This window comes from Aliiglaciecola sp. 2_MG-2023, assembly GCF_030548145.1.
Classification (GTDB): Bacteria; Pseudomonadota; Gammaproteobacteria; order Enterobacterales; family Alteromonadaceae; genus Aliiglaciecola; species Aliiglaciecola lipolytica_A.
On sequence record NZ_JAUORY010000002.1, the window covers coordinates 158,373 to 182,793 of the forward strand.

Consider the following 24,421-nt stretch of genomic DNA (forward strand, 5'->3'; position numbering starts at 1 on the left):
AAAAGGGCGCTAAAAAAACAATAATAATAACGACGAAGAATAGCCAGTTTATTCTTGTCGCATTGAAAATGGCCTGCACAAATATACTATGAGTGAAGATACAATTATCAACAAAGATGGTTCAGAGCAGCTCGCACTGAGTCGTTTTACCGAAGATGCATATTTAAATTATTCGATGTACGTGATCATGGATCGTGCTTTGCCTCACATTGGTGATGGTCTCAAGCCGGTGCAACGACGAATTGTTTACGCGATGTCTGAATTGGGGTTGAGTGCCTCAGCTAAATATAAAAAATCAGCCAGAACCGTAGGTGACGTGTTAGGTAAGTTTCATCCCCATGGTGATTCCGCATGTTACGAAGCCATGGTGTTAATGGCTCAGCCTTTTTCTTATCGTTATCCCTTGGTTGATGGGCAAGGAAATTGGGGGGCACCAGATGACCCAAAATCTTTTGCTGCGATGCGTTATACCGAGTCGCGTTTATCTAAATTCAGTGAAGTATTGCTCAGTGAGCTTGGTCAAGGCACAGTTGATTGGCAACCGAATTTTGATGGCACTATGGATGAGCCTAAGGTATTGCCCGCTCGTCTTCCTCATATTTTACTGAATGGCGTTACCGGTATCGCTGTAGGCATGGCCACTGACATCCCACCGCATAATGTGCGAGAAGTGGCCAATGCCTGTGCGCTGTTACTTGATAATAGTAAAGCCGAACTGCAAGATATAATGGAACATATTCAAGGTCCTGATTATCCAACCGAAGCGGAAATCATTACGCCTAGAGAAGATATTTCTAAGCTTTATGAAACAGGACGAGGCTCAATAAAAATGCGCGCTGTTTACCATGATGAAAGTGGTGATATCGTAATTACAGCATTGCCTCATCAAGCATCTGGCGGAAAAATTCTCGAACAAATAGCGCATCAAATGCAAGCGAAAAAGTTGCCAATGGTGAGTGATTTAAGGGATGAGTCAGATCACGAAAATCCTACTCGATTGGTGATTACACCCCGTTCTAATCGCGTAGATGTTGAACAGTTAATGCAGCACTTGTTTGCCACTACGGATCTTGAAAAGAACTATCGAGTCAATATCAATATGATTGGCTTGGATGGACGCCCAAAAGTTAAAGATCTACGTACCATATTAAGTGAATGGCTGGTTTTCCGAAAAGACACTGTGGTCAGACGATTACAGTATCGTTTGGATAAAGTGCTCGCTAGGCTACATATTTTAGAAGGTTTGCTGATAGCATTTTTGAATATTGATGAAGTAATTCGCATTATTCGTTATGAAGAAGAGCCAAAACAGCAGCTTATCAAAACCTTCAATCTATCTGACAAACAAGCTGAAGCAATTTTAGAACTTAAGTTGCGCCATTTGGCCAAACTTGAAGAGTTTAAAATTAAATCTGAGCAAGAAGAGCTTGCAAAAGAACGAGATGAACTACAATTATTGTTAGGTTCAGATCGACGTCTAAAAACGTTAATCAAGAAAGAAATTCTATCGGATGCAGAAAAGTATGGTGACGATAGACGTTCCCCACTGGTTTTGCGCGAAGAAGCTAAAGCCTTATCCGACAAAGAATTAGTTCCTTCTGAAGCCGTAACCGTAGTGTTATCCGACAAAGGATGGGCACGTTGTGCAAAAGGCCATGATGTGGACGTCGAAGGATTAAGTTATAAAGCCGGAGACGTATATCTTGCCAGTGCCAAAGGTCGAAGTAATCAACAGGCCGTTTTCCTCGATAGTTCCGGGCGAACCTTTGCTTGTGATGCACATACATTACCTTCTGCGCGAAGTCAGGGAGAGCCGTTAACTGGGCGCTTCAGTGTCGTCGGTGGTGAGACGTTTCAGCATGTAATTATGGCCTCAGACGATCAACGATATCTAATTTCGTCCGATGCCGGTTATGGTTTTGTAGGTAAGTTCGCCGACATGGTTAGCAAGAACAAAGCAGGTAAAGCCTATATCTCGTTACCGGTTGGAGCAAAAGTGATTAAGCCGCAAACGGTTTCTAATATTGAAACTGATTGGTGTATGGCGATATCGAATGAAGGTCGAATGTTAATGTTTCCATTGCGTGATTTACCAAGTCTTGGTAAAGGTAAGGGCAATAAAATAATCAATATTCCGTCCGCAAAAGCAAAAACCAGAGAGGAATATGTCACTGTTCTGACAGTAGTGCCAGACGGTGCTAGTGTGAAAATTATCGCAGGTAAACGTGGTATGACGCTTAGCGCCGCTGACCTCGTTCACTATCAAGGCGAAAGAGGTCGAAGGGGCAACAAACTCCCTCGCGGTTTACAGAGGGTCGATAGCGTTGAGGTAGAATTTGAAGGAACTTCAGCTGACCTTGCATCAGACGAGCAAGACACAGAAGGTAACTCATAGCGTGAAAGGAGAAAGCAGTGCAAGCACCACAAATGAATCCACCACCAAAATGGTTTTGGATTGTTGTAGGGGTTTTGTTAGCTTGGAATCTGTTAGGTGTGATGGCCTTTATTCAACAGGTAACATTAAGCCCTGAGCAAATAAATTTAATGCCGCCAGCAGAGCAAAGGTTGCATTTGGAACAGCCATTTTGGGTATTGTTAGCGTTTGCCTTTGCGGTGTTTGGTGGAACGTTAGGCTGTGTAACCTTATTACTTAAAAAGTCGTTTGCGCGAGTTATTTTCTGGATGTCATTTGTGGGTGTATTGGCACAAATGGGACACTCGTTTTTTATCTCGAATGCATTAGACGTTTACGGGCCTGGCGCTGCAGTTATGCCAATTATGATACTCATAGTTTCAATCTTTTTAATTTGGTTTTCGGGTAAAGCCATTGTCAAAGGCTGGATCGTTTAATCAAGCTTTGACTGCGCTTAATTATTCGGCTTAGGTACAGATTTTTGGCCACAAATTGCATATTCTCATACCAGATCCTACTATCAATTTAGACGATATTCAGTCGCTAGAGGTTTATACCATCGGGCAATGAAAAGAATATTTAATCAACTAGGAAGTCTCAATTGAAACAGGAATTAGTCTCGTCTCTTAAACAACACTTTGGTTTTGATGATTTTAGGAACGGACAACTTCCGGTAATCGAGACCATTTTAAATAACCACTCTTGCTTGGCCATATTCCCCACCGGATCAGGTAAGTCCTTGTGCTATCAGTTTAGTGCATTACAACTACCGAATTTAACTTTGGTGGTGTCTCCTTTACTTGCCCTAATGCAAGACCAGCTAGACTTTTTATTGGCGCGAAATATTGCAGCCGCCAAAGTCGACTCAACCTTAAGTTATGCGCAAAACCAACAAGTGATGCAAGATGCTCGCAGTGGTGCTTTGAAAATATTAATGGTGTCGGTAGAGCGTTTCAAAAACGAACGATTTAGACAATTTATTGAGTCGGTGGATGTGTCATTACTTGTTGTAGATGAAGCGCATTGTATTTCCGAATGGGGACACAATTTTCGTCCGGATTATTTAAAGTTGCCGGATTACCAAAAAGCCTTGAATATTCCTCAGGTTTTACTGCTTACCGCCACGGCCACCGCAAATGTTAAACATGACATGGCAAACAAGTTTGCTATTCAGGCGCAACATATTGTACAAACCGGATTCTATCGTGCAAACCTGAACCTCAAGGTTCTGCACGCTCCTGAAGAGCAAAAAACAGCCATGTTAATGGAGCAACTAGCTAAGCTCAGCGGAGCCGGTATCGTCTATGTTACTTTGCAAAAAGAGGCTGAAGAGTTAGCTTTAGTTTTACGTCAGCAAGGACACAATGCAGTGCCATATCATGCTGGCTTAAAAGACCAGCAACGACAATCTACTCAGCAGCAATTTATGGCTGATCAAATTGATATAGTGGTCGCAACTATTGCATTCGGTATGGGAGTCGACAAATCTAATATACGATTTGTAATTCATTATGAGTTACCCAAATCGATAGAAGCATATAGTCAAGAAATTGGGCGAGCTGGTAGGGACGGCCTAACATCAGAATGTATTACGTTAGCTAATTTGAATAACCTGACTCGCCTTGAAAACTTCGTTTATGCAGATACTCCTGAACTCAACAGTATTGCTAAGGTTATTCAAAATATAAAAGATCTCTGTGCGCTTTCTTCCGCTGGCGATATTAGGTGGGAAACCCAATTAATTCCTTTATCCAACGACACCAATGTTCGCCAACTACCATTAAAGACCTTGTTAGTGCAATTGGAGTTGAGGAAAGTGATTACTCCTCTGTTTGGCTATTTTTCGGAGATCCGTTTTCGGTTTATTGAAGATATTTCGAAAATACTTGCCCGCTTTGATGGCGAACGACGTCAATTTTTAGAGGCTGTATTTGCTGCCAGTCCGATGAAAAAAGTATGGGCAACGCTAGATCAAGCGGAACTGAAAAGCGCCTATCCGCATCCCCGTAACCGTTTGGTTAGCGCGTTGGATTATTTACATGGGCAAGAACTCATTGAATTACAAAGTCAGCGACATACCGATGTTTTCAAAGTCGATGAGACTAAGCTAGCGGACCCTGATTTAACCGAGTCATTATTTGTCTATTTTAAACAAAGAGAATCGGCGGAAATTCAACGGATTGATGATTTGGTGGGGTTTTTCCAAAATAAGCAGTGTTTAAGTCAGACATTAGCCCGTTATTTTGACGACAATAGTTTAACCCAAGCATGTGGACATTGTAGTGTGTGTTTATCGGGTGGAATTAACTTACCCGAAATTATTGATTCTGCTGCGCCTGATCAAGAGCGACTCGAAAAGATATTCGCAGAATTATCCGCTAGTTATACGGCGAAATTTGATGAACCCGTCTCAAGGGTTTTATTTACACGATTTTTGGCGGGCCTTAGCAATCCATATTTGACAAAAATAAAGGCCAGAAACCTAAACGGTTTTGGCCTTTGTCAATCTATGCGTTATCAACAGTTGTTTGCTTTGGTTGAAAAGGTTTGTTAACGCTTACTTACCACCTATCCTAATAAAGATTTGGTTTAAGATTTTTTGGCGTTAGTACTTTCGAAGATCTTGTCAGCCGAAGCTGCCACAAAACCTTGATAAAGTTCACCGTTAGGCAATTCGTATCGTTGGGCAAATTCATAAAAACAGCTTGGAATGACCTTGCTGGTGTCTGAAAAATTCACCTCAATATGATCAGCCATTGTGGAAGACTGCGCTAGGTAAACCTGTGGGCCACCTTTGATTTCGCCACCTGATGTATTGAGTATAAAACCCGCTTGTTTTAATAGGTCATTTACATCGGTCAATAAGTCTAAATCTTGAAGATGATTGACTGAAACGGTGAAATGGTTGGCGCGATATCCCCACGCAGCCATCCAAGCTGCATATTCAGAAACCTCCAAAAGGGTTTCATATTCGTCACTGGATATTTGCCAATGGGGACCTGAATACAAAAAGTTTTCTTGGCTAGTCGCTTCTTCTGCTACTTGGCTCACCATCTTATGAATGATGTCTTGTATGGGCTTTTCGAACTCGTTCACCAATAATTCGCTAATAAATACTTTGGGTTTGGTGCTTTGTGGATGTTCAAAATGTTTTGCTTTGAGTTTCTTTTGCACAAAGTCATATTGGCCTTTTTCCACATAACCTAAGGCCAAAAAATGCGCCGCAAGTTTATCTAAATTGACAGAGTCTATATCAAAGGTGCGAAACGCGACATGGTCGTTTACTAGCTCAGATTGTCCATTGTATTGCCCTAGCAATTTATGAACTTTTTGTGCAGAAGGGGTAATGTTTATGTAATCCTGCCAAAGATTTGCAAACAAAGTGTCAATATCAGTGTGCATAGCTGCAGCCTATCTCGATTTGGTAAAAGGGCCTGCAACGCATAATGATTACAGGCGGTTAAATAACTTATATGCTCAAGCCAGGACTTAAGGTTCCAGGCAGAGTTACCTGCTCCAATTCCACAGAAGCCACAGGGAAGGCACAATAGTCAGCGGCATAATATGCGCTAGCACGGTGATTACCGCTTTCCCCAATTCCGCCAAATGGCGCGGCACTGCTTGCACCGGTAATCGGTCTATTCCAATTTACAATACCTGCACGTATGCGTTTGAAAAAGTGCTGATAGTCCGCTTCACTGTCGCCGATGAAACCTGCACTTAATCCGAATTTGGTGTTATTTGCTGACGCAATTGCTTGGTCAAAATCGTCATATCGAATTACTTTCAAAAGAGGTCCGAAATGTTCTTCATCAGGCATCTCATCAAACATAGAAGTAACATCGAGAATCCCCGGTGTGACGAAGCCTGTTGCTGTATCCATATGCTTTAGTTTGACTAATTCAGTTGCACCTAAATCAACTAATTGTTGCTGTGCTTTAACCATTCCAGCGGCCGCATTAGCAGAAATCATTGCGCCCATAAATGGCTGTATTTCGGCATCATAATGGTCAACTTTGATGTTTTTGGTAACCTCAATTAGCTTGGCTAGAATTGCGTCGCCCTGTTCACCGTTTTGAATAAACAACCGACGGGCGCAGGTACAACGTTGTCCAGACGTGACAAATGCCGATTGAACAATGTCGTGGACTACAGCGTTAATGTCTTTTGCATCTTTTACGATAAGGGGGTTATTACCACCCATCTCCAAGGCTAATATTTTACCCGGATGACCTGCAAATTGTTCATGTAAAATTTTGCCAGTACGCGAACTTCCTGTGAAAAACAGGCCATCAATATCAGCATGGCTTGCTAATGCTTTACCGGTTTCTACTTCGCCTTGTACTAAATTCAAAACCCCTGCAGGTAAACCCGCTTGCTGCCAGAGTTTCACCATTTTCTGAGCCACCAAAGGGGTCAGATCACTAGGTTTGAATACTATGCTATTACCGGCAATGAGCGCAGGAACTATATGTCCATTAGGAAGGTGGCCTGGGAAATTATACGGACCAAAAACTGCTACTACACCATGGGGTTTGTGGCGAATAAACGCCTTGCCCACAGGCATTGGATTTTCAACTGTACCCGTGCGATCTTGATACGCTCGTTCTGATATCGCAATTTTGCCAACCATCGCACCTACCTCAGTCGCCGTTTCCCATAACGGTTTTCCCGTTTCTTGAGCAATGGTTAATGCTAAGTCTTGTTTGTTTTCAGTAAGTAGTTCTGCATACCGTTTAACAATTTCCAGACGGCCCTCAAGGGGTAAATCACTCCAGCTTAAAAACGCGTTTCGGGCAGCTTTTACTGCCGCATCTATTTGTTGCGGCGAAGCAGATTTTGCTTGCCAAATAATGGTGTTTTTAGCGGGATCAATTGATTCAATATCGTGACCTTCACCTAGGTGCCACTCACCTGCAATATAGTGGGCTTGTGTCGTCATACATAATTCCTATGGCTGGGTTATTAAATTATTTTGGTTGGCGCATATCGTATATGGTCATTTTCAACGACCATTAACGCTGCAGCGCTTTCGGGAGAGATATACGCAAAGTTGTTGTCGTTATCTACATAGACTTCCGTGGTAATTGCTCTGAAGTCTTTTACCTTAGTATTAATTACGTAGCATAAAGCGCCATCAGCGGCTTTTTGCTGGTCAATTTTAATCGGCAGCTTACGACTAGCTTGGGCGGTTCTAATGTGTTGGATATTGGCTTCTACTGTTGGGCCACCATCAAAAATGTCCACATAGCCACGGCTAATAAACCCTTCTTGTTGCAAAAGCTGTAAAGCAGGACGAGTTTTTTCATGAACTTGACCGATAACCGCTTGCGCCGCTTTGCTCAACAAACTGACATAAATTGGGTATTTGGGCATTAATTCGGCAATGAAGACTTTGTCTCCAATGCCGGTTAAATAATCCGCAGTGGGGAAGTCCATTGAAAAGAAATGTTCTTCCAGCCATTGCCAAAATGGAGAGGTGCCGTTTTCGTCACTTACTCCACGCATTTCAGCAATTACTGTTTCTGAAAACCGAGTTTGATGCTCTAACATAAATAAAAATCGAAATTTTGACAGCAATCGACCATTACTGCCTTTACGAGCATTTTCTTTGAGAAACAAAGTGCATATTTCAGACACACCTGTGTAGTCGTTACAAAGCGTTAAAATATCCACAGTGTTGTGGATTTTAAGCTCACGAGAAGCATGCACTACTTTGCCACAATGATAGTGGTAAAAAGAGTCTTCTAGGCCGACTGTCGCAGCAATGCCACTGGTACCGACTACTTCATTTGTATCGGTATCTTCCATGACGAATAAATAGCTTTGATTAGCGGGTTTATCGACTTTCTCTCGAAAAGCAATTTCAGATTGTTCTATTTTGCGTCGTAACAAAGCCTCGTTTACAGGCAGTGATGTAAAACCAATACCTGACTCAACAGCAATATCATACAAGGCATCATAATCATTTAACGCAATAGGACGGATCACTTTCATAATAGCGTGCTCACTTTACTGGTTGCGTTTTAGCTTAGCTATTTACAACATGCTCAATGGCACGTTCAAAACGCACTAAACCTTCGGCGATATCTTCATCAGGGATGACTAATGAAGGTGCAAATCGCACAACATTTGCGCCAGCAACTAAGCACATCATATTGTTAGCAGCAGAAGCCACTAAAAAGTCTCTTGCTTTACCGTGATATTGTTCATTCAGGGCACAACCAATTAATAAACCTTGGCCGCGAATTTCACTGAATACATTGAACTTTTGATTAATTTTTCCTAAACCATCGCGGAATAGTTTTTCTTTACGCTTAACATCTTGCAGAACCGCTGGCGTGTTAACAATGTCTAAAACTTTTTCTGCAACTGCGCAAGCTAATGGGTTACCACCGTAAGTACTTCCGTGCGTGCCGACTTTCAAGCTAGCCGCTATTTTAGAGGTGGTTAGCATTGCACCGATTGGGAAACCGCCGCCTAATGATTTTGCCGTTGTGAGGATGTCAGGGACGACGTTTAAGCCCATATATGCGTATAAATGTCCTGTACGGCCAACGCCCGATTGCACTTCATCAAAAATAAGTAATGCGTTGTGTTCAGAACATAAAGCCCGCACGCCTTCTACAAATTCTTGGCTAGAACTGATTACTCCACCTTCACCTTGCAAAGGTTCCATAATCACGGCGCAGGTTTTATCCGAGATAATGTCTTTAAGTGCATCAAGGTTGTTGAAATCCACATGCTCAACAGCACCTGGTTTAGGACCAAAACCATCAGAATAAGCTGATTGACCGCCAACAGTTACGGTGAAAAATGTACGTCCGTGAAAACCCTGATTAAAAGCGATGATTTGATTTTTGTCTTCACCAAAATGCTCTAGTGCGTAGCGTCTAGCTAGTTTCAGTGCAGCCTCGTTTGCTTCTGCACCTGAATTTGCAAAGTAAACTTTATCAGCGAAGGTAGCGTGAGTTAATTTTTTACCTAAGCGAAGAGCCGGCTCATTGGTGAATACGTTACTGACATGCCACAATTTTTCGCCTTGTTCTTTCAAGGTGGCGACTAAATCAGGATGGCAATGGCCTAATACGTTCACAGCGATACCACCGGCAAAGTCTATGTATTCTTTTCCTTCCTGATCCCAAACTCGAGATCCTTGACCTTTTACAGGAACAATTGCCGCTGGGTTGTAATTGGGAACCATAACTTCGTCAAACGTTGCGCGTGTTACTTGCATTCTTTACCTCACTTAAAATTCTGGACGTCTATTTTCACTTGTGATTAATACTGGGTTGGTCACCAAAAAATACTTGCCGAACGACCAATTTGGACTGCGCATTGTGTCAGATTTTATTCAATCTGTCTCTAGGGTAAACGCCGAAAACCCTTAAATTTAAAGGGATGCGGCTAATTTTGCAGGAATAGTGAATAACTATTTAAACTAAGCAATCTGCTGTTTATGCATAAAATTGTGCTACGCCATACAATTTTATGCATCTCTAAAATTGTCTATGGATAGCCGCTTTTGAGGCTGAACTGTTTTGATTAAATTTACTTACAGCGAAATTAGATTCTAACTAGAATTGAGAGTTTATCTAATTCACAAGATCATAAAGCAATCATGATAGTTGCATGAATATGTAAAAAAAATTTTAAAAATTATGGGGATAAACGAATTTACTGAGACGTTTTGATTATTTTTCATCCAAAATTATATCAAAATCTCGCAAATTAGTTTTCTTCAATTCGCCCAAAGCACCTTTAGGAAAGCAAAATTGACGTAGATATATTTTTGCTTCGTCTAAGGAAATCAACTTATTCGATTTAAGAGTTCGATATCGATTGTAGGCTTCACCTTGGGCTAGTACTTTACCAAATGGAGACATTTCGCCTATTTCTTTGTAGTTAGCAAATTCGTTCATGGCTTCAACAAAAACCAGTCGTTTGAATGGCATCCGCGAAATGAGCTCTGTGCTTAGTGAATAACCATAGGTAGTTAACGCATTGAGTAAAAACGTTTCTGAAGGTACAACTTCCCCCAACGCAAAATGTTCATCTCTCTTGCGCTCATTTTGCGCTTCGAGTACCGCTTCTCTGTGCACCTGCTCAAATAATTTAAAAAATAGGCGCACTATTACTATTTTACCGAAGTCATGGAATAACCCCAGTAGAAAGGCATTATAACTATCTAGTTTATTCAATTGCGCTAACTTTTTACATGACATCGCTGTACCAATAGACGCATCCATCATTTGCACTTTGATTTTTGGAAAAGGATCGGTAATTTGCGGTAAACAACGTCGAAATGCTATGGAAGGGATCAGCATCTTAATATTCTCAACGCCTAGATAGCTTAACGCGGTTTTTAAACTTTCAACTACAACTACTTTGCCATTTGAGTCTACTCTACGATATTTAGGGGTATTGATAAGCCTAATCAATTCATCATAAAGCCAAGGCATTCCAGCCGCTATAGGTTCAATTTTGCTGATGGAAGTTGATTTGGCCGCCAGCGAATCAAGTAGTGCGGGCAGGTTGTGGTCAAAGCCTAACACTTCGTTGAATAGTTTATCAGTATCTTCGAGTTGAGCTTCTAAGCGCTTGATAACCTCATTATGAACCATGTTTTGGATATCTTGCACATAGTTAGTGTGAGAACGTCGATTGAGCTCTTTATCATGTCTAGCTTGTTTCTCAACTTGCAGCAGTGTGCGCTGAGCTTCACTATTCGCGGGCAATTCAACATCCTTTGTTTCTGTACCTGCTCCCATATGCTGCTGGGCTAATTTTAGGCTAATAGTCAGGTAATCAAAGCGTAGGTTGATTTCGTTTTTTAATGCCAAAAGTTCGCTCATTGATTCTTCTTATTGCCGTTGAATTAGGTTTGGGATGTACTATTGTAAATTAGCAGACTTGTAGAGTTGAAAAAACACTTTAAATAGTTTCGTTTGTAGCTAACCACCATCTATCGGCAATCTTAACAAAATTACTTAATAATTTATGCCCTACTTTAGTTAAAAGTGACTCAGGGTGGAACTGCATGCCCATTAATGGCCAAATTTTGTGCTCTATCGCCATAGGTTCGAACTGGCTAAATTCTTCACACCAAGCGGTAATATCAAACTCTTTCGGTAATGAATCGCAATTCAGTATCAAAGAATGATAACGAGTGGCAATAAATGGGTCTTCAATATTTTCGAAAAGGGGGGTTGAGTTATGGCGAATACTGGAGGTTTTACCGTGCATTATGTGTTCGGCCACTTCCACTTTTGCACCGAATATTTGTCCGATTGCTTGATGTCCTAAACAAACCCCAAGAATAGGGATCTTGCCTGCAAAAGTGCGAATAGCTTCTAGTGTGACTCCCGCTTCATTGGGCGTGCAAGGCCCAGGGGAGAAAACCAAATATTGCGGTGCAAGTTGGGCAATTTGCTCACAGGTTATCTGGTCATTTCTCACTACCTGCACTTCGACATTCAATTCTCGGAAGTAACGAGCAAGGTTATGAGTAAAAGAATCATAGTTATCGATCAACAATAGCATGACAATTTACTTTCCAAAAAAGGATTACCCGCAGAACCGTAACTTTCCAAAAATGTTTTCCTAATCAGCTCTAAGGTTTTGGTATAAATCCAACTGCTTGGTAAACTTTTTGAATCATTACAGAGGCACGAGCACTGGCTTTTTCAGCTCCATCTCGCATAACCGTATTCAAATAGTCTTGGTCTGAACGTATTTCGTGGAACTTAGCTTGAATAGGTTCTAGCAACGCAACAACCGCATCGGCCACATCACCTTTTAAATGACCATACATTTTGTCTTCGTATTCAGGTACTAAGCTATCAATGCTTTTACCTGTTGCACAGGACAATAACGATAATAAATTGGAAACCCCAGGTTTTTCCTGTTTGTCGAAATAAATGCGCGCCTGCTCATCTGAATCCGTTACTGCACGCTTAATTTTCTTACTAATCTTTTTAGTATCTTCTAATAAGCCAACAAAGTTATTAGGATTCGAATCAGATTTCGACATCTTACTGCTTGGATCCTGAAGACTCATTATGCGGGCACCAAACTCAGGGATAAATGGGTCTGGGATCGTAAACACGTCGCCATATAAGTTGTTGAAACGTGTGGCCACATCGCGGGTAAGTTCTAAATGTTGCTTTTGATCATCACCTACAGGTACTTTATTTGGCTGGTACAATAAAATATCAGCAGCCATAAGAGCAGGGTAGGTCAATAAGCCAGCGTTAACGTTAGCCACATTTTTAGCTGATTTATCTTTGAATTGAGTCATCCTGTTCAATTCACCCATTTGCGTATAGCAATTAAGCACCCAAGCCAATTGCGCGTGCTCTGGCACATGGGACTGCATGAAAATGGTACTCTGACTTGGATCTATTCCACAGGCTAAGTATAAAGATAAACCGTCTAAACATGCGTTGTAGAGGGCTTTAGGATCTTGACGCACTGTAATTGCATGCATATCGACAATCATATACAAACAATCATTATCTTGTTGCATATCGACCCATTGGCGCAATGCGCCCATATAGTTTCCTATAGTCAGTTGTCCAGACGGCTGACAACCACTTAATACAATTGGTTTATTCATATTATAAAATTATCTTCTTAAAGGTTAGAAACACGCTTAAGCCATATTCACTTTGCTTAATTCTGCGCGCATTTGGTCTATGACATGTTTGTAATCTGGCTGATTAAATATGGCTGAGCCAGCAACAAAAGTATCGGCCCCTGCTTCAGCGATGCTGCGAATATTATCGACTTTTACGCCGCCGTCAATTTGAATTCGAATTTGTTTACCCGATGCTTGTACCCTTTGTTTAACAGATCTGATTTTATCCAGTGTTTGCGGTATAAACTGTTGTCCGCCAAATCCAGGGTTAACTGACATCATTAGAATGAAGTCTAGTTTATCTATTATATGGTCAAGACAATTTAACGGCGTCGCCGGGTTCAGCACTAATCCAACCTCACAGCCACTTTCGATAACTAATTGCACACTTCTATCTAAATGCTTTGTTGCTTCAGGGTGGAAACTGATTCGATTTGCGCCAGCTTTGGCGAAGTCTTCAATCATCTGATCAACAGGCTCTACCATTAAATGCACATCAATCGGCTTTGTTACGCCGTGTTTCACCAATGACTCACACACTAACGGACCTACCGTTAAGTTTGGAACGTAATGGTTATCCATCACATCGAAGTGAACTAGATCTGCACCAGCTTCTATCACACTATCCACTTCGTTTCCTAAACAAGCAAAATTAGCGGAAAGGATAGAAGGAGCAATTAAAAAAGGACTCATGAACTTCTCCAAAAAAATTTGACGATAGTGTAAAGAAAAATGGTTTATGAAAAAAGCGCTAGCGCTCTCAAAGTGGCGCACCAGATTGGTGCTGAAGAACTAATCTGGTGCTTCAATATCACCATAGGTTGCTTTTCAATATAAACTTTATTTATTAATAATTAAATTTTATTAATAAGAAACAATAAGTTACGTTCTTGTAAAGATTGTATAAATAAGCGGCATCAGAATTGCCTTATTGATGCCAGCGACAAAAATAAAATAATAATAATAATAAAAATTAAAACATTGAAAACAATATAAATTTCGGAGAACACATATGAAAACGTTGAAATTGGCCGCATTGGCTGTTGCTGTACTTTCTGCAACCAGTTTTAGTTCCTTAGTTCAGGCTGAGGTTTCAGCTAACTTTGGTGCAACAAGTAACTACATTTGGCGTGGTATGAGTCAAAGCTCTAACGATGTATCCGTTTCTGGCGGTATCGACTACTCAGATGAAAGTGGTTTTTATGCGGGTACTTGGGTTGGTTCAATTGACTGGGGTAACGGTGATGGCACTGAAAACGACTTCTACTTAGGTTACGGCGGTGAGTCTGGTGACTTCGGTTATGATGTTGGTTACATTTATTACATGTACCCTGCAACGGGTTTTGAAGATTCTGATTTCGGCGAAATTTATTTCAACGGTACATACAAAGCGTTTTCTTTTGGCGTAGCTTACACAGTAAACAGTCAATATGACGACGATGCACCTTATGGAACAGGTGACCTTTACTACAGCGTAGGCTATGGTATTGATCTTCCGAATGAATTTGGTCTTGGTTTAACATACGGTTATTATGACTTTGACAGTGATGACGAAGTATACGGCGATGTTGATTTTGGTCACTTCCAAATTGATCTATCTAAAGGTGATTTTACATTAAGCCTTTCAAAAGCAGATGATGAATCAGGTGATGACGATACTAAATTCGTTGTTAGCTGGGGTACATCGTTCTAATTTATTAGTTAAATTGAAACGCCTTAAGAGCCAACTTTCGAGTTGGCTTTTTTGCGTTTATGGTTAAATAAAGCTGCTTTGAAATGAATGTAGATTGTCGTAAATTCTAAATACTTAGGACAAGCGACATAAAATTGGGATAAAAGATAGTTGTTCATTTTATCAACACACGTATAATAGGGCGTAATGGCTTTAATCTAAGGTGGTTACATGAACAGGAAGTTGAAAGCAGTTTTTTCAATTGGTACGGTTATGTTTGGCATGGTTTTTATGCTCAAAACTCAGCTTTCAAACACCGATGATTTCTGCCAAAACATTGATGTAATTGAATTTAATCAAAACCTACCTATCTCACATCCAATTAATCGATGCGCCTCAGCTAATCAGAAAAACGTGAGTTGGACGAGTTGGTTTTCTGGACGATCTGGCTATAAATTCCATTATCTAGACTTGCTAGAGCTACTTTCTAGAGCCGCAGATAACAAGTCTACTGTTCCATCGGGTGCACAGTAATTGTCAAAGCCTAAGCAAAACAACAGCCTTTGGGGCGTTTTTAAAAGCGTCGCTGCCAGTGTTTTTGGTGTGCAATCACACCAAAATTATGAGCATGACTTTCAGCAAAAGTCCTTCGTTCCATTTCTCTTGGTTGGTGTGGTCTTCGTGATTGCGTTAATTCTCGGCTTAGTTGCCGTGGTCAATATCGCGCTCAATTAACCTAACCACTAAACCTACTTGTCATCAGCAGAACTAGGTATAAAGGGCCAGTAGCTCACCCACTTTTACTCTTTTATCGCCTTTTTGACTGATAGTTCGCTTTACCATCAAACTTGTTATATCTGCTTGAGAATAAATTTCTCGGGTAAAAGGTGTATCGTGATTACTTATTAAAACACTGACCGACTTTTTCTTTGCATTATGCTTTGCTAATTTGGCTAACAATAACTGCTCATCTAACGAAAACCCATTCTTGGAATATTGGGTGAAGTTAGCGGTTAAACTAATTGGTGCGTACGGCGGATCGCTATAGATGACATTTCCCGATCTAGCGCGCGCAAAAGTATGTTGAAATGGCTCACAGGTAAAGGTGGCCTTTTGCGATTTTTCAGCAAAATAATATAGTTCTTTTTTCGGGAAATAAGGTGCTTTGTATCGACCAAAAGGCACATTAAATCCGCCAGACAAATTATATCTGCAAAGCCCGTTATAGCCGTGTCGATTTAGATATAAAAACAGAATCGATTTAAAAAATAGATCATCAGAGTGATTAAACTCTTTACGCAATTCGTAGAATCTTTTTTCCTGATTATTCGAGGGGCTAAAAAGCTTTTCAGACTCTTTAATAAAATATTCTGCCTGCGTTTTGATAATAGAGTAAAGGTTTATGAGATCAGGATTGATATCATTCAAAACGTATTGAGGGTATTCGGTGTTTAAGAAAACAGAACCGGCACCAACAAAAGGTTCGATCAACTTGTTACCTTGGGGTAAACGTTGGCAAATTTCGTCAATCAGTCCGTATTTTCCGCCTGCCCATTTCAGAAATGCCCGATTTTTGTTTTTCTTCATGTCCGCTTTTTGGTGTAACTACAACGAGGTTATTGCTGAGGTACTGCCAATTCTACCTTAATTTGTTTAACTGATTTAGCAAAAGGAACTGTTTTGTCAATGCTATCGGGTAAGGAGGCCGTATACTGCCGCGCTTGTTGAACATTGGCAAAGGTTTTTTTGAAAATTACCACATGCCAATCACCACCAAAACGTTGAGTGGTGTATATCCAGCTGGTTTCTTGTAAACCATGCTGAGTTATGAATCTCTCGGCCACGGCTGGGTCGCTCATTGAAGCCAATTGTAAAACGAAAAGGTTATCATCCAATTCAAGAATAGGGTGTTTAGCTGGTGGCAATACTAACTTAGCTTGTTCCGCTTTTGTTGCTCGCTCTTGTTGTTCTGCCTGTTTAGATTGTTTTTCTTGTTTGACCTGTAATTGCTGCTTTTCAACTTCTTGTTGCCAGCTAGTAACAAGCTCTTGAGAATGGTCAACGGGTAACTGTTGTTCGCTGTTTTCTAGCTGCAACGATTGGCTAACTTCATCCTGTTGTTGCTCTATTTGCTCGGTTTTTTCTACGTTAGGTAAGTCACTCTCTAACGGCATATTGTCGTCTGATTGAATAGATTCCAGGGACTGCATAACGTCGATTACTTGCTCTTCTGCAAGCTCGTCAACAGGCTCATCGACAACCGTGTAATGTGGGTCGACAAACTGTTTTATTTCGTTTGGATACTGCCAAAATACCAACATCGAAAAAATACCTAAAAAGACCATTCCTGCTAAAATTTTGAACAGTGGTTTAGTGATTATTGACTCGGATTCAGCGTCGACTGTCGTCTTGAATCGTTGATCAATCTCCGCTCTTTTTTGGCTGATACTTTGACTATAGCTTTGCGTAAATTGATTCGTCGTGACAATTTCAGAGCTCAGTAATATCGGCAAATGTTGATTATCTTTGGCCAAGTTTGACTTCGCCGATTCCGTCCACTCTGGACTACCGAATAACAATACATTTAGATGATGACCTTTTTGCAGGTCCTTATTTTTTAGAACTAAACTCCAAAGTTCGTTTAACAACTTTGTTGATATGTGTTGTGCCGCACAGATACAAAGCAATATTGGACCGGCGTCTTTGGATATGTGCTGAATTAGTTGCTCATCAAGTGGTACGTTGGGCGAAAGAGGGTGGCTGACCAATTGACGGTATATTTCGTTTCTATAATCTGAATCACGAAGTGTGCTCTCACCATTGATAAAAGCAACTTCAGTGTTTTCGTGCTGTTTGGCTATAAATTGCTGTAATGAGGATTGCTGTTGCGACAAACTTTCACAGCTAATAAATATGAGCTGAGACGAGTATGAAACTAAATATTCCAGTCGACTATGCAACTCGTTTATGGCCACAATCCCTTCTCTTAGCTATTCAATATATTTTGTAATATGTCGGGTTCTATATCTTTAGTAACGACGGCTTTGCCAATGGCTGTAGGAATTATGAACCTAATCGCGCCAGATAGCACTTTTTTGTCGTGTTGCATGTGTTGCATGAAAATATCGTAATTCATGTGCTCAGGGGCGTTTATGGGCAGATCAAATAACGCAATAAGCTTAATCATTCGTTCTAAATCTGATTTTGATATCCAATTCTTGTTGTAGGCGACTTCAGCCGCTAGCACCATGCCGCAACCAACGGCCTCACCGTGCAACCAATTGCCATAACCTTGCTCGGCTTCTATAGCATGACCGAAAGTATGACCTAGGTTCAACAGTGCGCGAATACCGTGCTCTTTTTCGTCGTTAGAAACGATCTCAGCTTTTATTTCGCAACAACGGTGTACTACGTATTTCAAATGCTCAGATGAGAGGTCTTTCAAGGCTTGGGCGTTTTCTTCTAACCAACTGAAAAATTCGGCATCGTAAATGATTCCATATTTGATCACTTCGGCCATTCCTGCTGCAAACTCTCTTGCTGGCAGGGTTTTTAAGGTATCGATATCAATGACAACAGATTTCGGCTGATAGAAAGCACCGATCATGTTTTTACCCAAAGGGTGATTAACGGCTGTTTTGCCGCCCACCGATGAGTCCACTTGAGATAGTAGCGTAGTAGGAACTTGAATAAAGGGGATGCCCCGTTGAAAACAGGCCGCAACAAATCCAGTTAAGTCGCCAATTACGCCGCCGCCCAATGCAATCAGCGTTGTGTCTCTTGCCGCATGCTGTTCTAAAAGTTGGGTTGTTACGGCTTCGAATTGAGTAAGGTTTTTGTGTTGTTCACCATCTGGCAAACAAACAACCTTCACGTCTACACCATCTAACGCGCTTAATAACGAATTCAAATAAAGAGGTTCGACGATCTCGTTAGTAACGACTATCGCCTTGCCACTTTGAATTTGGTCTTTAAACGAATCTTTGGAAGTCAGTAAACCTGAATCTATATTGATTGGGTAACTACGCTCACCCAACTCTACTCTAATTGTTGACATGAGCGCACAACCTCTTGTGTGAAACGGTCTTATTAAAGTCCGATTTTATCTATGATTTGGCTAGCGACTGCTCTTGCGCTTTGATCATCAGTATCGACAATATAATCTGCCACTTCCTCATAAAGAGGATTGCGAGATTCTGCAAGTTCGCGTAAAACCATTTCCGGATCATCTTTTTGCAATAAAGGACGGCGCTTGTCTCGTTGAGTACGAGCAACCTGTTTGTCTATGGTTGTTTGCAAATAAACCACAATGCCTCTGGCGGACAAACGATTACGTACATTTTTACTGACAATAGAGCCACCACCGGTCGCTAAAACAATACCTTGTTTGTCAGTCAAATCGTTAATCACGGTCTCTTCTCTAAGCCTAAAACCATCTTCGCCTTCTAAATCAAATATCCACGCGATATCCGCGCCAGTGCGGCGTTCAATTTCCTGATCGGAATCAAAAAACTCAAGATGAAGTTCGTCGGCAAGATGCCTTCCTATCGTGCTTTTGCCAGCCCCCATAGGACCAACAAGAAAAATATTACGCTTTTCTGCCATTTTTGCTTTTATCACAACTTTAGTTAACTGGGGTTTTGCAGCCCAATTTGAATTATTCCAATTACGTAAAAGTCCCATTTAATCAATTAGATAATTAAATAAAATTGACTCGATTCGTTTAAGTAATTGGTCTGAACATGACCTCGTCGAAATTTCGAGAGCGCGATTATCTCAGTTATATGCTGAAATTTGCAAGTTTTGTTGCTTTTAATTTGTTCCAAGATTAAATCTATTGCTGTAAAGATGCCTTATCTGCTTCCATTGTCGCGGTTAACAAACCCTAAAATATGTCAAAAATGGATAAATAAAACAGTAAGCAGGGACAATCTAGCGATTCATACAGAGTCTAATGTTGATTGCGTTAAACTTGAACCTAAATTTGCCAGACACAATCAAAAAATCTCAAAATATTCAATTGACTGGTACATGACTTAGCAGTAAAAAAGGGCAATAACATTGCCCTTAAGTCGTCAAAAATAAAATCGGTGAATTGGTTATAGGGAATCAACCAAAATTTTAGGTGTAACGAAAATCAATAGTTCACGTTTTTCATTTACCTTTTGAGAATTACGGAACAGGCTACCGACAACTGGCAAGTCTCCCAACAGCGGTATCTTAGACACGTCATCAGTTGATGTCTGTTGGAAAATCCCCCCTAGTACAATGGTCTCACCATTTTCTACCAATACCTGAGTGCTGATCTCTTGGGTATCGATTGCTACCGCCGGTCCAGTTGAAGTGGAGACAGTTTCACCGCGAGTATCTTGAGTTACGACCAAATCCAAAATGACACGATTGTCAGGAGTGATATGCGGTGTAACTTTTAAACTTAATACCGCTTTTTTGAATTCTACAGAAGTCGCGCCACTTGATGTTGCTTGTACATAAGGAATTTCAGTACCTTGTTCAATATAGGCTTCCTGCTGATTGGCCACTGTAATTCGTGGGCTAGCAATAATTTCACCTTTATTTTCGGTCTCCAGCGCGCTTAGTTCTAAATCAATGATGGTACCATCGACCAGTCTAGCGATTTGAATTCCAATGCTGCCCGCAGGATTAGAGACTGGGAGATTAACGTTTAACCTATCAGCCAAATCAGGGAATATGCCAGCGGCGATGTCGTTCGCGCCTTCTAACGAGCCAGAAATACCGCCATCGGAAGTGCTGTCACTGATGCCCCATCTAACGCCAAGTTGCTCATCGACATTATCTCGTACGGTAACCATTCTTGACTCGATTAACACCTGTTTGATGGGAATATCCAGCGCTTTTATCAATGCACGAGCTTCCTCAACAGAGGCCGCGGTATCACGTAGCAATACTGTATTGGTGCGCTCATCAATGGTTACTGAGCCTCTTGCACTGAGAATACTGGCATCAGCAGATTTTAGAATCGCTGCCATTTCAGCTGCCTTGGCATAGTTTATTTGAATATTTACCGCGCTCAGAGGTGCTAAATCAGCCACTTGTTGTTTAGATTGTAATTGCTGTGTTTCTCGCGCTGTGAGTTCTTCCGAAGGGGCGATAAGAAGAATATTACCTTCAAGACGTTTGTCTAGGCCTTTAATTTTTAGAATCATCTCAAGAGCTTGATCCCATGGCACCCCAGATAAACTAATGGTTACATTGCCATTTACCGTGTCTGTGGTAACTAAATTGAACCCGTTCACCTGTGCAATAATTTGCAATACTTGTCGAACAGGGACGTCTTGGAAGTCTAATGAAATCGGCTCACCGGTAAAGGCTGATTCGGCTTTACTAGCTTCTGGTTGATCGTCTTTTTCAATTTCAATTACTAACTGATTGCCATTCTTTTTATGGGTAAAGTTAGCTTTGCTGAGTAATTTAAATTCAATTTTACTGCCTTTCGTTTCCTGAAAGGTTTCTATATCGGATACTTGTGTGGCGAAGTCTATTACATCAAGGGTGAATAACTGGTCATCAGCAAGTTTGACCGCAGGCAGGGTTAAAATCAGCTTTTGATTTCCTTGCGATAACTGCATTTGGAAATCAGCATTATTAAAATCTAAAGTGACACGTGCACCGCCGGTTGAATTGCGTTTGAAATTGAGATCGGTCAACTCGGAACGAAAAACACTCGCCACCTTCTTTTCTGGGTCAACTAATACTGGCTGAACTTGTTGGGCCGCTGAATTAAACGAAACGCAAGATATTCCGGCAACTACTAAACTCAGCCAAATCCAATTATGCTTAGCTTTATTTAGTTTATGATTAAAGATAAAACGTTCAGACATTATTATTTTCTCCTGCCTGTGAAGACATACTCAGTGTTGCTTTATTTTTTTGCCAGCATCCGGCGCCATCAGGCAGCATTTCTTCGATTGAAATATTACCATTGTTGATCGATGTAATTTTTCCGAAGAACAAACCTATGTAGTCTCCTGTCGTGACTTTATGTAACGAACCATCATTGGCTGTTACTAAGGCCCACTGTCGTCCTTGACTGGTAAAAGTACCAGAGATCGTTAGTGCATCTAATCCAAATGCCTCCAATGGACTTTTGGTTCTGTTGAAGTCAGGCTGCAAACAGTTTTCGCGTTTCGCTTCAACCGTTTGTACCGCTACATTTCGAGGTCGCTTAAATGGACTGCGGAGTCCGCCCGCTTTGTATTCAAAAGCAGGTTGGGTTTTAAATTCGGGGTAGGGTTCTATGCTAATAGAGGTGCTTTGCTTAACTTCGACCACATAGGTTACCAAGTCATCCGTTTGCGCCTCACAACCTGCCAGCATGACAACAGCCATTATCAAAACGATTATTTTCATTGGCCTTGCTCCGAAACCGCTGTGCGATAAGTCTTGGCTTGAAGTTGTAAACGTAATTCAGAACCCTGTTGAGTGATATCAAAGTTATGTAAAGTCACAATCCGCGGTAATGCTGCAATGTTAGATACAAATTGGCCAAATTCATGGTAATTACCGGTGACTTCCATTTGAATCGGTAATTCAGTATAAAACTCTTTAGGAATTTCTTGTTGCCAGTTAATCAGTTTGAAATTCAATCCTGCAGTCGTGCCCACAAAGGTAATGTCATCAATGAGGCCAGGTGTCTCGTTACTGGTAGGCAGTGATTTTAACATTGACGAAAAGTCAGCTTCTATTCTGGCTAGCTGTTCTTCATAGGCTTTTAGATTAACCGCAATTCTGTATTTAGCGGCAAATGTCTGTTTTAACTCTACTTCTTCGGCTTGGGTTCTATCTAACACAGGTAATTTAGAGGAGATTAATCCGTAATAACCACCGACCGCGACTAAAATCGCTACAAAAAGCGCAACTACGGTTTTCACTTCGAATGGCCAATTCGCGACCTGTTCGAAATCCAGTTCGTTCATCTCTTTGAGTTTATTTACATCAAATTTCATTTTTGACCCTCTGCTGGTGTTTCAGAGAAGTCCGGTGCCACTGAGGAGTTTATGGTAAATGTTAATTTAAACTCGCTGACTGCATCGGGCGCTGAGGTATCAGCCACAATGGATGATAATTCACCCTGACCAAATATCTTCGAATCTTCAATCTTGCGCATAAATGAAGATAGGCGGTTATTCGATTCGCTCACCCCGGATAACTCCACGGTATTGCCTTGACGGGAGAAGGAGCGAAACGAAACACCTGGGGGAACCAAGCGAGCCAGTTCATCAAATACGATAGGCGCAACGTTGCGACTGGTTTGTAATTGTTCAATCAAGGCCATGCGTTGTTCAATGGCTTTCTTGCTGTCTTTAATATCTTTTATTTTGGCTATTTCTGCATCTAAAACCGCGATTTGACCTTGTAGAAAAGCGTTACGTTGGTTTTGGCTGGCAATCTTGCTATCGATTAACATGCCCACCAGATACACAATAATCATCACAAACAGAGCGACTGCAAATAATAGTGTTAAAAAATCTTTTTTCTGTCTCTGTCTAAGCTCTTCTCGCCATGGTAATAGATTTACATGTGACATGGTTTGAAACTCCTAGATGCTAAACCAGCTGCAATCACTAGTTGTGGCGCAACTTTTTGAAAACCTTGCTGTTCAGCTTTTTCAGAGATTTGCATTTGTTCAAATGGGTTGAAAAGGGTGACTTCCACTGCCAATTCACCTTCAAGTGCCGCGGCAATTTCTTCTATATTTGCCCCGCCACCACAAACCATCAAAGATTCTGGCCTCTCAGCGCCAGTTGAACTGATATACATTTGTACTGCTTTGCTGATGTGTTGATTTAAGTTCGCTAAAAATATTGGGAAGGTATCTTCGCGCCATGTTGCAGGTAACTCACCGTTTACTAATTGCTGTTCAGTTTCTGATTTATCTAAGGTATGGATTATGCTGAGATCTTGAATAAGGCTGTTCATACCAAAACTGTGCTCTTTACTATAAATAACTCTGTCATTTTCTACGACACAGAGTTGTAATTGAGAGGCACCAATATTAAAACACAATATTGGTTTATCTGCGGGATATTCAGCGAACTCGATAATTGCATTACCCAAAGCATAATTTTCAATATCGACGATTTTAGGAACAAATTCCACTTCTCTTAATAATGTGATGCGACTATCGACCACATCTTTATGGGCTGCGCTGAGCAACACATCTACTTTACCGATGTGAGTTTTACTCTCACCTAACTCTTCAAAATCCAGATATACTTCCTCTAACGGATAAGGAATTAGACTATCAGATTCGATTTCTATTTGGGTTTCTAACTCGAAGTCCTGTTGATCTGGATCCATATAAACTATTTTACTCAATACCGAACTGCCAGATATCGCGACTACTACATTTTTATTTTTGCTTTTCAGTGACAACTTCACTTTTTTGAGCACATTGCTTATGGCGTCAAAATCTTTTATTTCTCTGTCAGCAAAGGCATTGCCGTTTATCTGCTCACATGCGAAACTCTGCACCTTAGTCTGGTTGCCATCTTGTTCAAACAAAACAGCCTTAACGTACCGTGTACCGATATCGAGACCTATCATTTGTGAAGCTTTTTTCTTGAAAAGTTCTTTCAACACAGTTAGTTCCGAATCATCTTAGTTGCTTTAGTTTTACCATTATTACTCATTTTTTTGTTTTTAATGGTTCTAATAA

At 40.9% G+C, this 24,421-nt stretch carries 23 protein-coding genes; 6 read left to right on the forward strand and 17 right to left on the reverse strand.

Annotation, left to right across the window (positions count from 1 at the left end; translation table 11 throughout):
* Positions 1-88 precede the first annotated feature (88 nt).
* From parC to Q4567_RS02705, 3 genes are all read left to right on the forward strand, one after another.
* The gene (gene parC, locus Q4567_RS02695; RefSeq protein WP_216048835.1) at positions 89-2,395 is read left to right on the forward strand and encodes a DNA topoisomerase IV subunit A; all 2,307 of its coding nucleotides are present in this window, start codon (positions 89-91) and stop codon (positions 2,393-2,395) included.
* Between the two features lie 17 nt (positions 2,396-2,412).
* Positions 2,413-2,850: a hypothetical protein gene (locus Q4567_RS02700; protein ID WP_216048834.1), complete on the forward strand. Its 438-nt coding sequence runs from the start codon at positions 2,413-2,415 to the stop codon at positions 2,848-2,850.
* 164 nt (positions 2,851-3,014) lie between these two features.
* On the forward strand, positions 3,015-4,967 hold the full coding sequence (locus Q4567_RS02705; RefSeq protein ID WP_303499244.1) for an ATP-dependent DNA helicase RecQ: 1,953 nt from the start codon (positions 3,015-3,017) through the stop codon (positions 4,965-4,967).
* A 35-nt stretch (positions 4,968-5,002) separates the two neighbouring features.
* Here the strand turns inward: Q4567_RS02705 and Q4567_RS02710 are convergent, their stop codons facing one another.
* From Q4567_RS02710 to rpe, 8 genes are all read right to left on the reverse strand, one after another.
* A complete protein-coding gene (locus tag Q4567_RS02710) occupies positions 5,003-5,815 on the reverse strand; it encodes a DUF1338 domain-containing protein (RefSeq protein ID WP_303499245.1) in 813 nt (270 codons plus the stop codon).
* A gap of 67 nt (positions 5,816-5,882) precedes the next feature.
* Positions 5,883-7,355 carry a succinylglutamate-semialdehyde dehydrogenase gene (gene astD, locus Q4567_RS02715; RefSeq protein ID WP_216048831.1) on the reverse strand — a complete coding sequence of 491 codons (1,473 nt, stop codon included), beginning with the start codon at positions 7,353-7,355 and terminating at the stop codon, positions 5,883-5,885.
* Positions 7,356-7,378: 23 nt separating this feature from the next.
* A complete protein-coding gene (gene astA, locus Q4567_RS02720) occupies positions 7,379-8,410 on the reverse strand; it encodes an arginine N-succinyltransferase (RefSeq protein WP_216048830.1) in 1,032 nt (343 codons plus the stop codon).
* Between the two features lie 34 nt (positions 8,411-8,444).
* Positions 8,445-9,650 (reverse strand): aspartate aminotransferase family protein, encoded by a 1,206-nt coding sequence (locus tag Q4567_RS02725; protein WP_303499247.1) that lies wholly within the window; start codon positions 9,648-9,650, stop codon positions 8,445-8,447.
* Between the two features lie 457 nt (positions 9,651-10,107).
* Positions 10,108-11,268 (reverse strand): HDOD domain-containing protein, encoded by a 1,161-nt coding sequence (locus Q4567_RS02730; protein ID WP_216048828.1) that lies wholly within the window; start codon positions 11,266-11,268, stop codon positions 10,108-10,110.
* Between the two features lie 79 nt (positions 11,269-11,347).
* Complete coding sequence (locus Q4567_RS02735) at positions 11,348-11,956, reverse strand: aminodeoxychorismate/anthranilate synthase component II (RefSeq protein WP_216048827.1); 609 nt, start codon at positions 11,954-11,956, stop codon at positions 11,348-11,350.
* A 70-nt stretch (positions 11,957-12,026) separates the two neighbouring features.
* The gene (trpS, locus tag Q4567_RS02740; protein ID WP_303499249.1) at positions 12,027-13,031 is read right to left on the reverse strand and encodes a tryptophan--tRNA ligase; all 1,005 of its coding nucleotides are present in this window, start codon (positions 13,029-13,031) and stop codon (positions 12,027-12,029) included.
* Positions 13,032-13,067: 36 nt separating this feature from the next.
* The gene (rpe, locus tag Q4567_RS02745) at positions 13,068-13,745 is read right to left on the reverse strand and encodes a ribulose-phosphate 3-epimerase (RefSeq protein WP_216048825.1); all 678 of its coding nucleotides are present in this window, start codon (positions 13,743-13,745) and stop codon (positions 13,068-13,070) included.
* Between the two features lie 319 nt (positions 13,746-14,064).
* Here rpe and Q4567_RS02750 point away from each other — a divergent pair, with 319 nt between their 5' ends.
* The 3 genes from Q4567_RS02750 (at position 14,065) to Q4567_RS02760 (ending at position 15,459) form a co-directional block, all read left to right on the forward strand.
* Positions 14,065-14,745 carry a TorF family putative porin gene (locus Q4567_RS02750; RefSeq protein WP_216048824.1) on the forward strand — a complete coding sequence of 227 codons (681 nt, stop codon included), beginning with the start codon at positions 14,065-14,067 and terminating at the stop codon, positions 14,743-14,745.
* A gap of 210 nt (positions 14,746-14,955) precedes the next feature.
* Positions 14,956-15,258 carry a hypothetical protein gene (locus Q4567_RS02755; RefSeq protein WP_216048823.1) on the forward strand — a complete coding sequence of 101 codons (303 nt, stop codon included), beginning with the start codon at positions 14,956-14,958 and terminating at the stop codon, positions 15,256-15,258.
* Positions 15,259-15,459, forward strand: a complete 201-nt coding sequence (locus tag Q4567_RS02760) for a DUF2970 domain-containing protein (protein WP_216048822.1) — start codon at positions 15,259-15,261, stop codon at positions 15,457-15,459. It abuts the gene before it with no gap.
* A gap of 33 nt (positions 15,460-15,492) precedes the next feature.
* On the opposite strand, the gene Q4567_RS02765 is transcribed toward Q4567_RS02760, so the two are convergent.
* From Q4567_RS02765 to pilM, 9 genes are all read right to left on the reverse strand, one after another.
* Complete coding sequence (locus tag Q4567_RS02765) at positions 15,493-16,311, reverse strand: Dam family site-specific DNA-(adenine-N6)-methyltransferase (RefSeq protein ID WP_216048821.1); 819 nt, start codon at positions 16,309-16,311, stop codon at positions 15,493-15,495.
* Positions 16,312-16,340: 29 nt separating this feature from the next.
* Positions 16,341-17,699, reverse strand: coding sequence for an SPOR domain-containing protein (locus Q4567_RS02770; RefSeq protein ID WP_303499251.1), 1,359 nt, complete (start codon positions 17,697-17,699; stop codon positions 16,341-16,343).
* An 11-nt stretch (positions 17,700-17,710) separates the two neighbouring features.
* Positions 17,711-18,781: a 3-dehydroquinate synthase gene (aroB, locus tag Q4567_RS02775; protein ID WP_216048819.1), complete on the reverse strand. Its 1,071-nt coding sequence runs from the start codon at positions 18,779-18,781 to the stop codon at positions 17,711-17,713.
* 32 nt (positions 18,782-18,813) lie between these two features.
* Positions 18,814-19,329, reverse strand: coding sequence for a shikimate kinase AroK (gene aroK, locus Q4567_RS02780; protein WP_216049198.1), 516 nt, complete (start codon positions 19,327-19,329; stop codon positions 18,814-18,816).
* Between the two features lie 494 nt (positions 19,330-19,823).
* Positions 19,824-21,584 carry a type IV pilus secretin PilQ gene (locus Q4567_RS02785; RefSeq protein WP_303499253.1) on the reverse strand — a complete coding sequence of 587 codons (1,761 nt, stop codon included), beginning with the start codon at positions 21,582-21,584 and terminating at the stop codon, positions 19,824-19,826.
* Positions 21,577-22,113: a pilus assembly protein PilP gene (locus Q4567_RS02790; RefSeq protein WP_216048817.1), complete on the reverse strand. Its 537-nt coding sequence runs from the start codon at positions 22,111-22,113 to the stop codon at positions 21,577-21,579. The genes Q4567_RS02785 and Q4567_RS02790 overlap by 8 nt, the downstream gene beginning before the upstream one ends.
* Positions 22,110-22,709, reverse strand: a complete 600-nt coding sequence (locus tag Q4567_RS02795) for a type 4a pilus biogenesis protein PilO (RefSeq protein ID WP_216048816.1) — start codon at positions 22,707-22,709, stop codon at positions 22,110-22,112. Before Q4567_RS02795 ends, Q4567_RS02790 begins: the two co-directional genes overlap by 4 nt.
* Positions 22,706-23,290, reverse strand: a complete 585-nt coding sequence (locus tag Q4567_RS02800) for a PilN domain-containing protein (protein WP_216048815.1) — start codon at positions 23,288-23,290, stop codon at positions 22,706-22,708. The genes Q4567_RS02795 and Q4567_RS02800 overlap by 4 nt, the downstream gene beginning before the upstream one ends.
* Complete coding sequence (gene pilM / locus Q4567_RS02805; RefSeq protein ID WP_216049197.1) at positions 23,278-24,342, reverse strand: type IV pilus assembly protein PilM; 1,065 nt, start codon at positions 24,340-24,342, stop codon at positions 23,278-23,280. Before pilM ends, Q4567_RS02800 begins: the two co-directional genes overlap by 13 nt.
* Positions 24,343-24,421 lie beyond the last annotated feature (79 nt).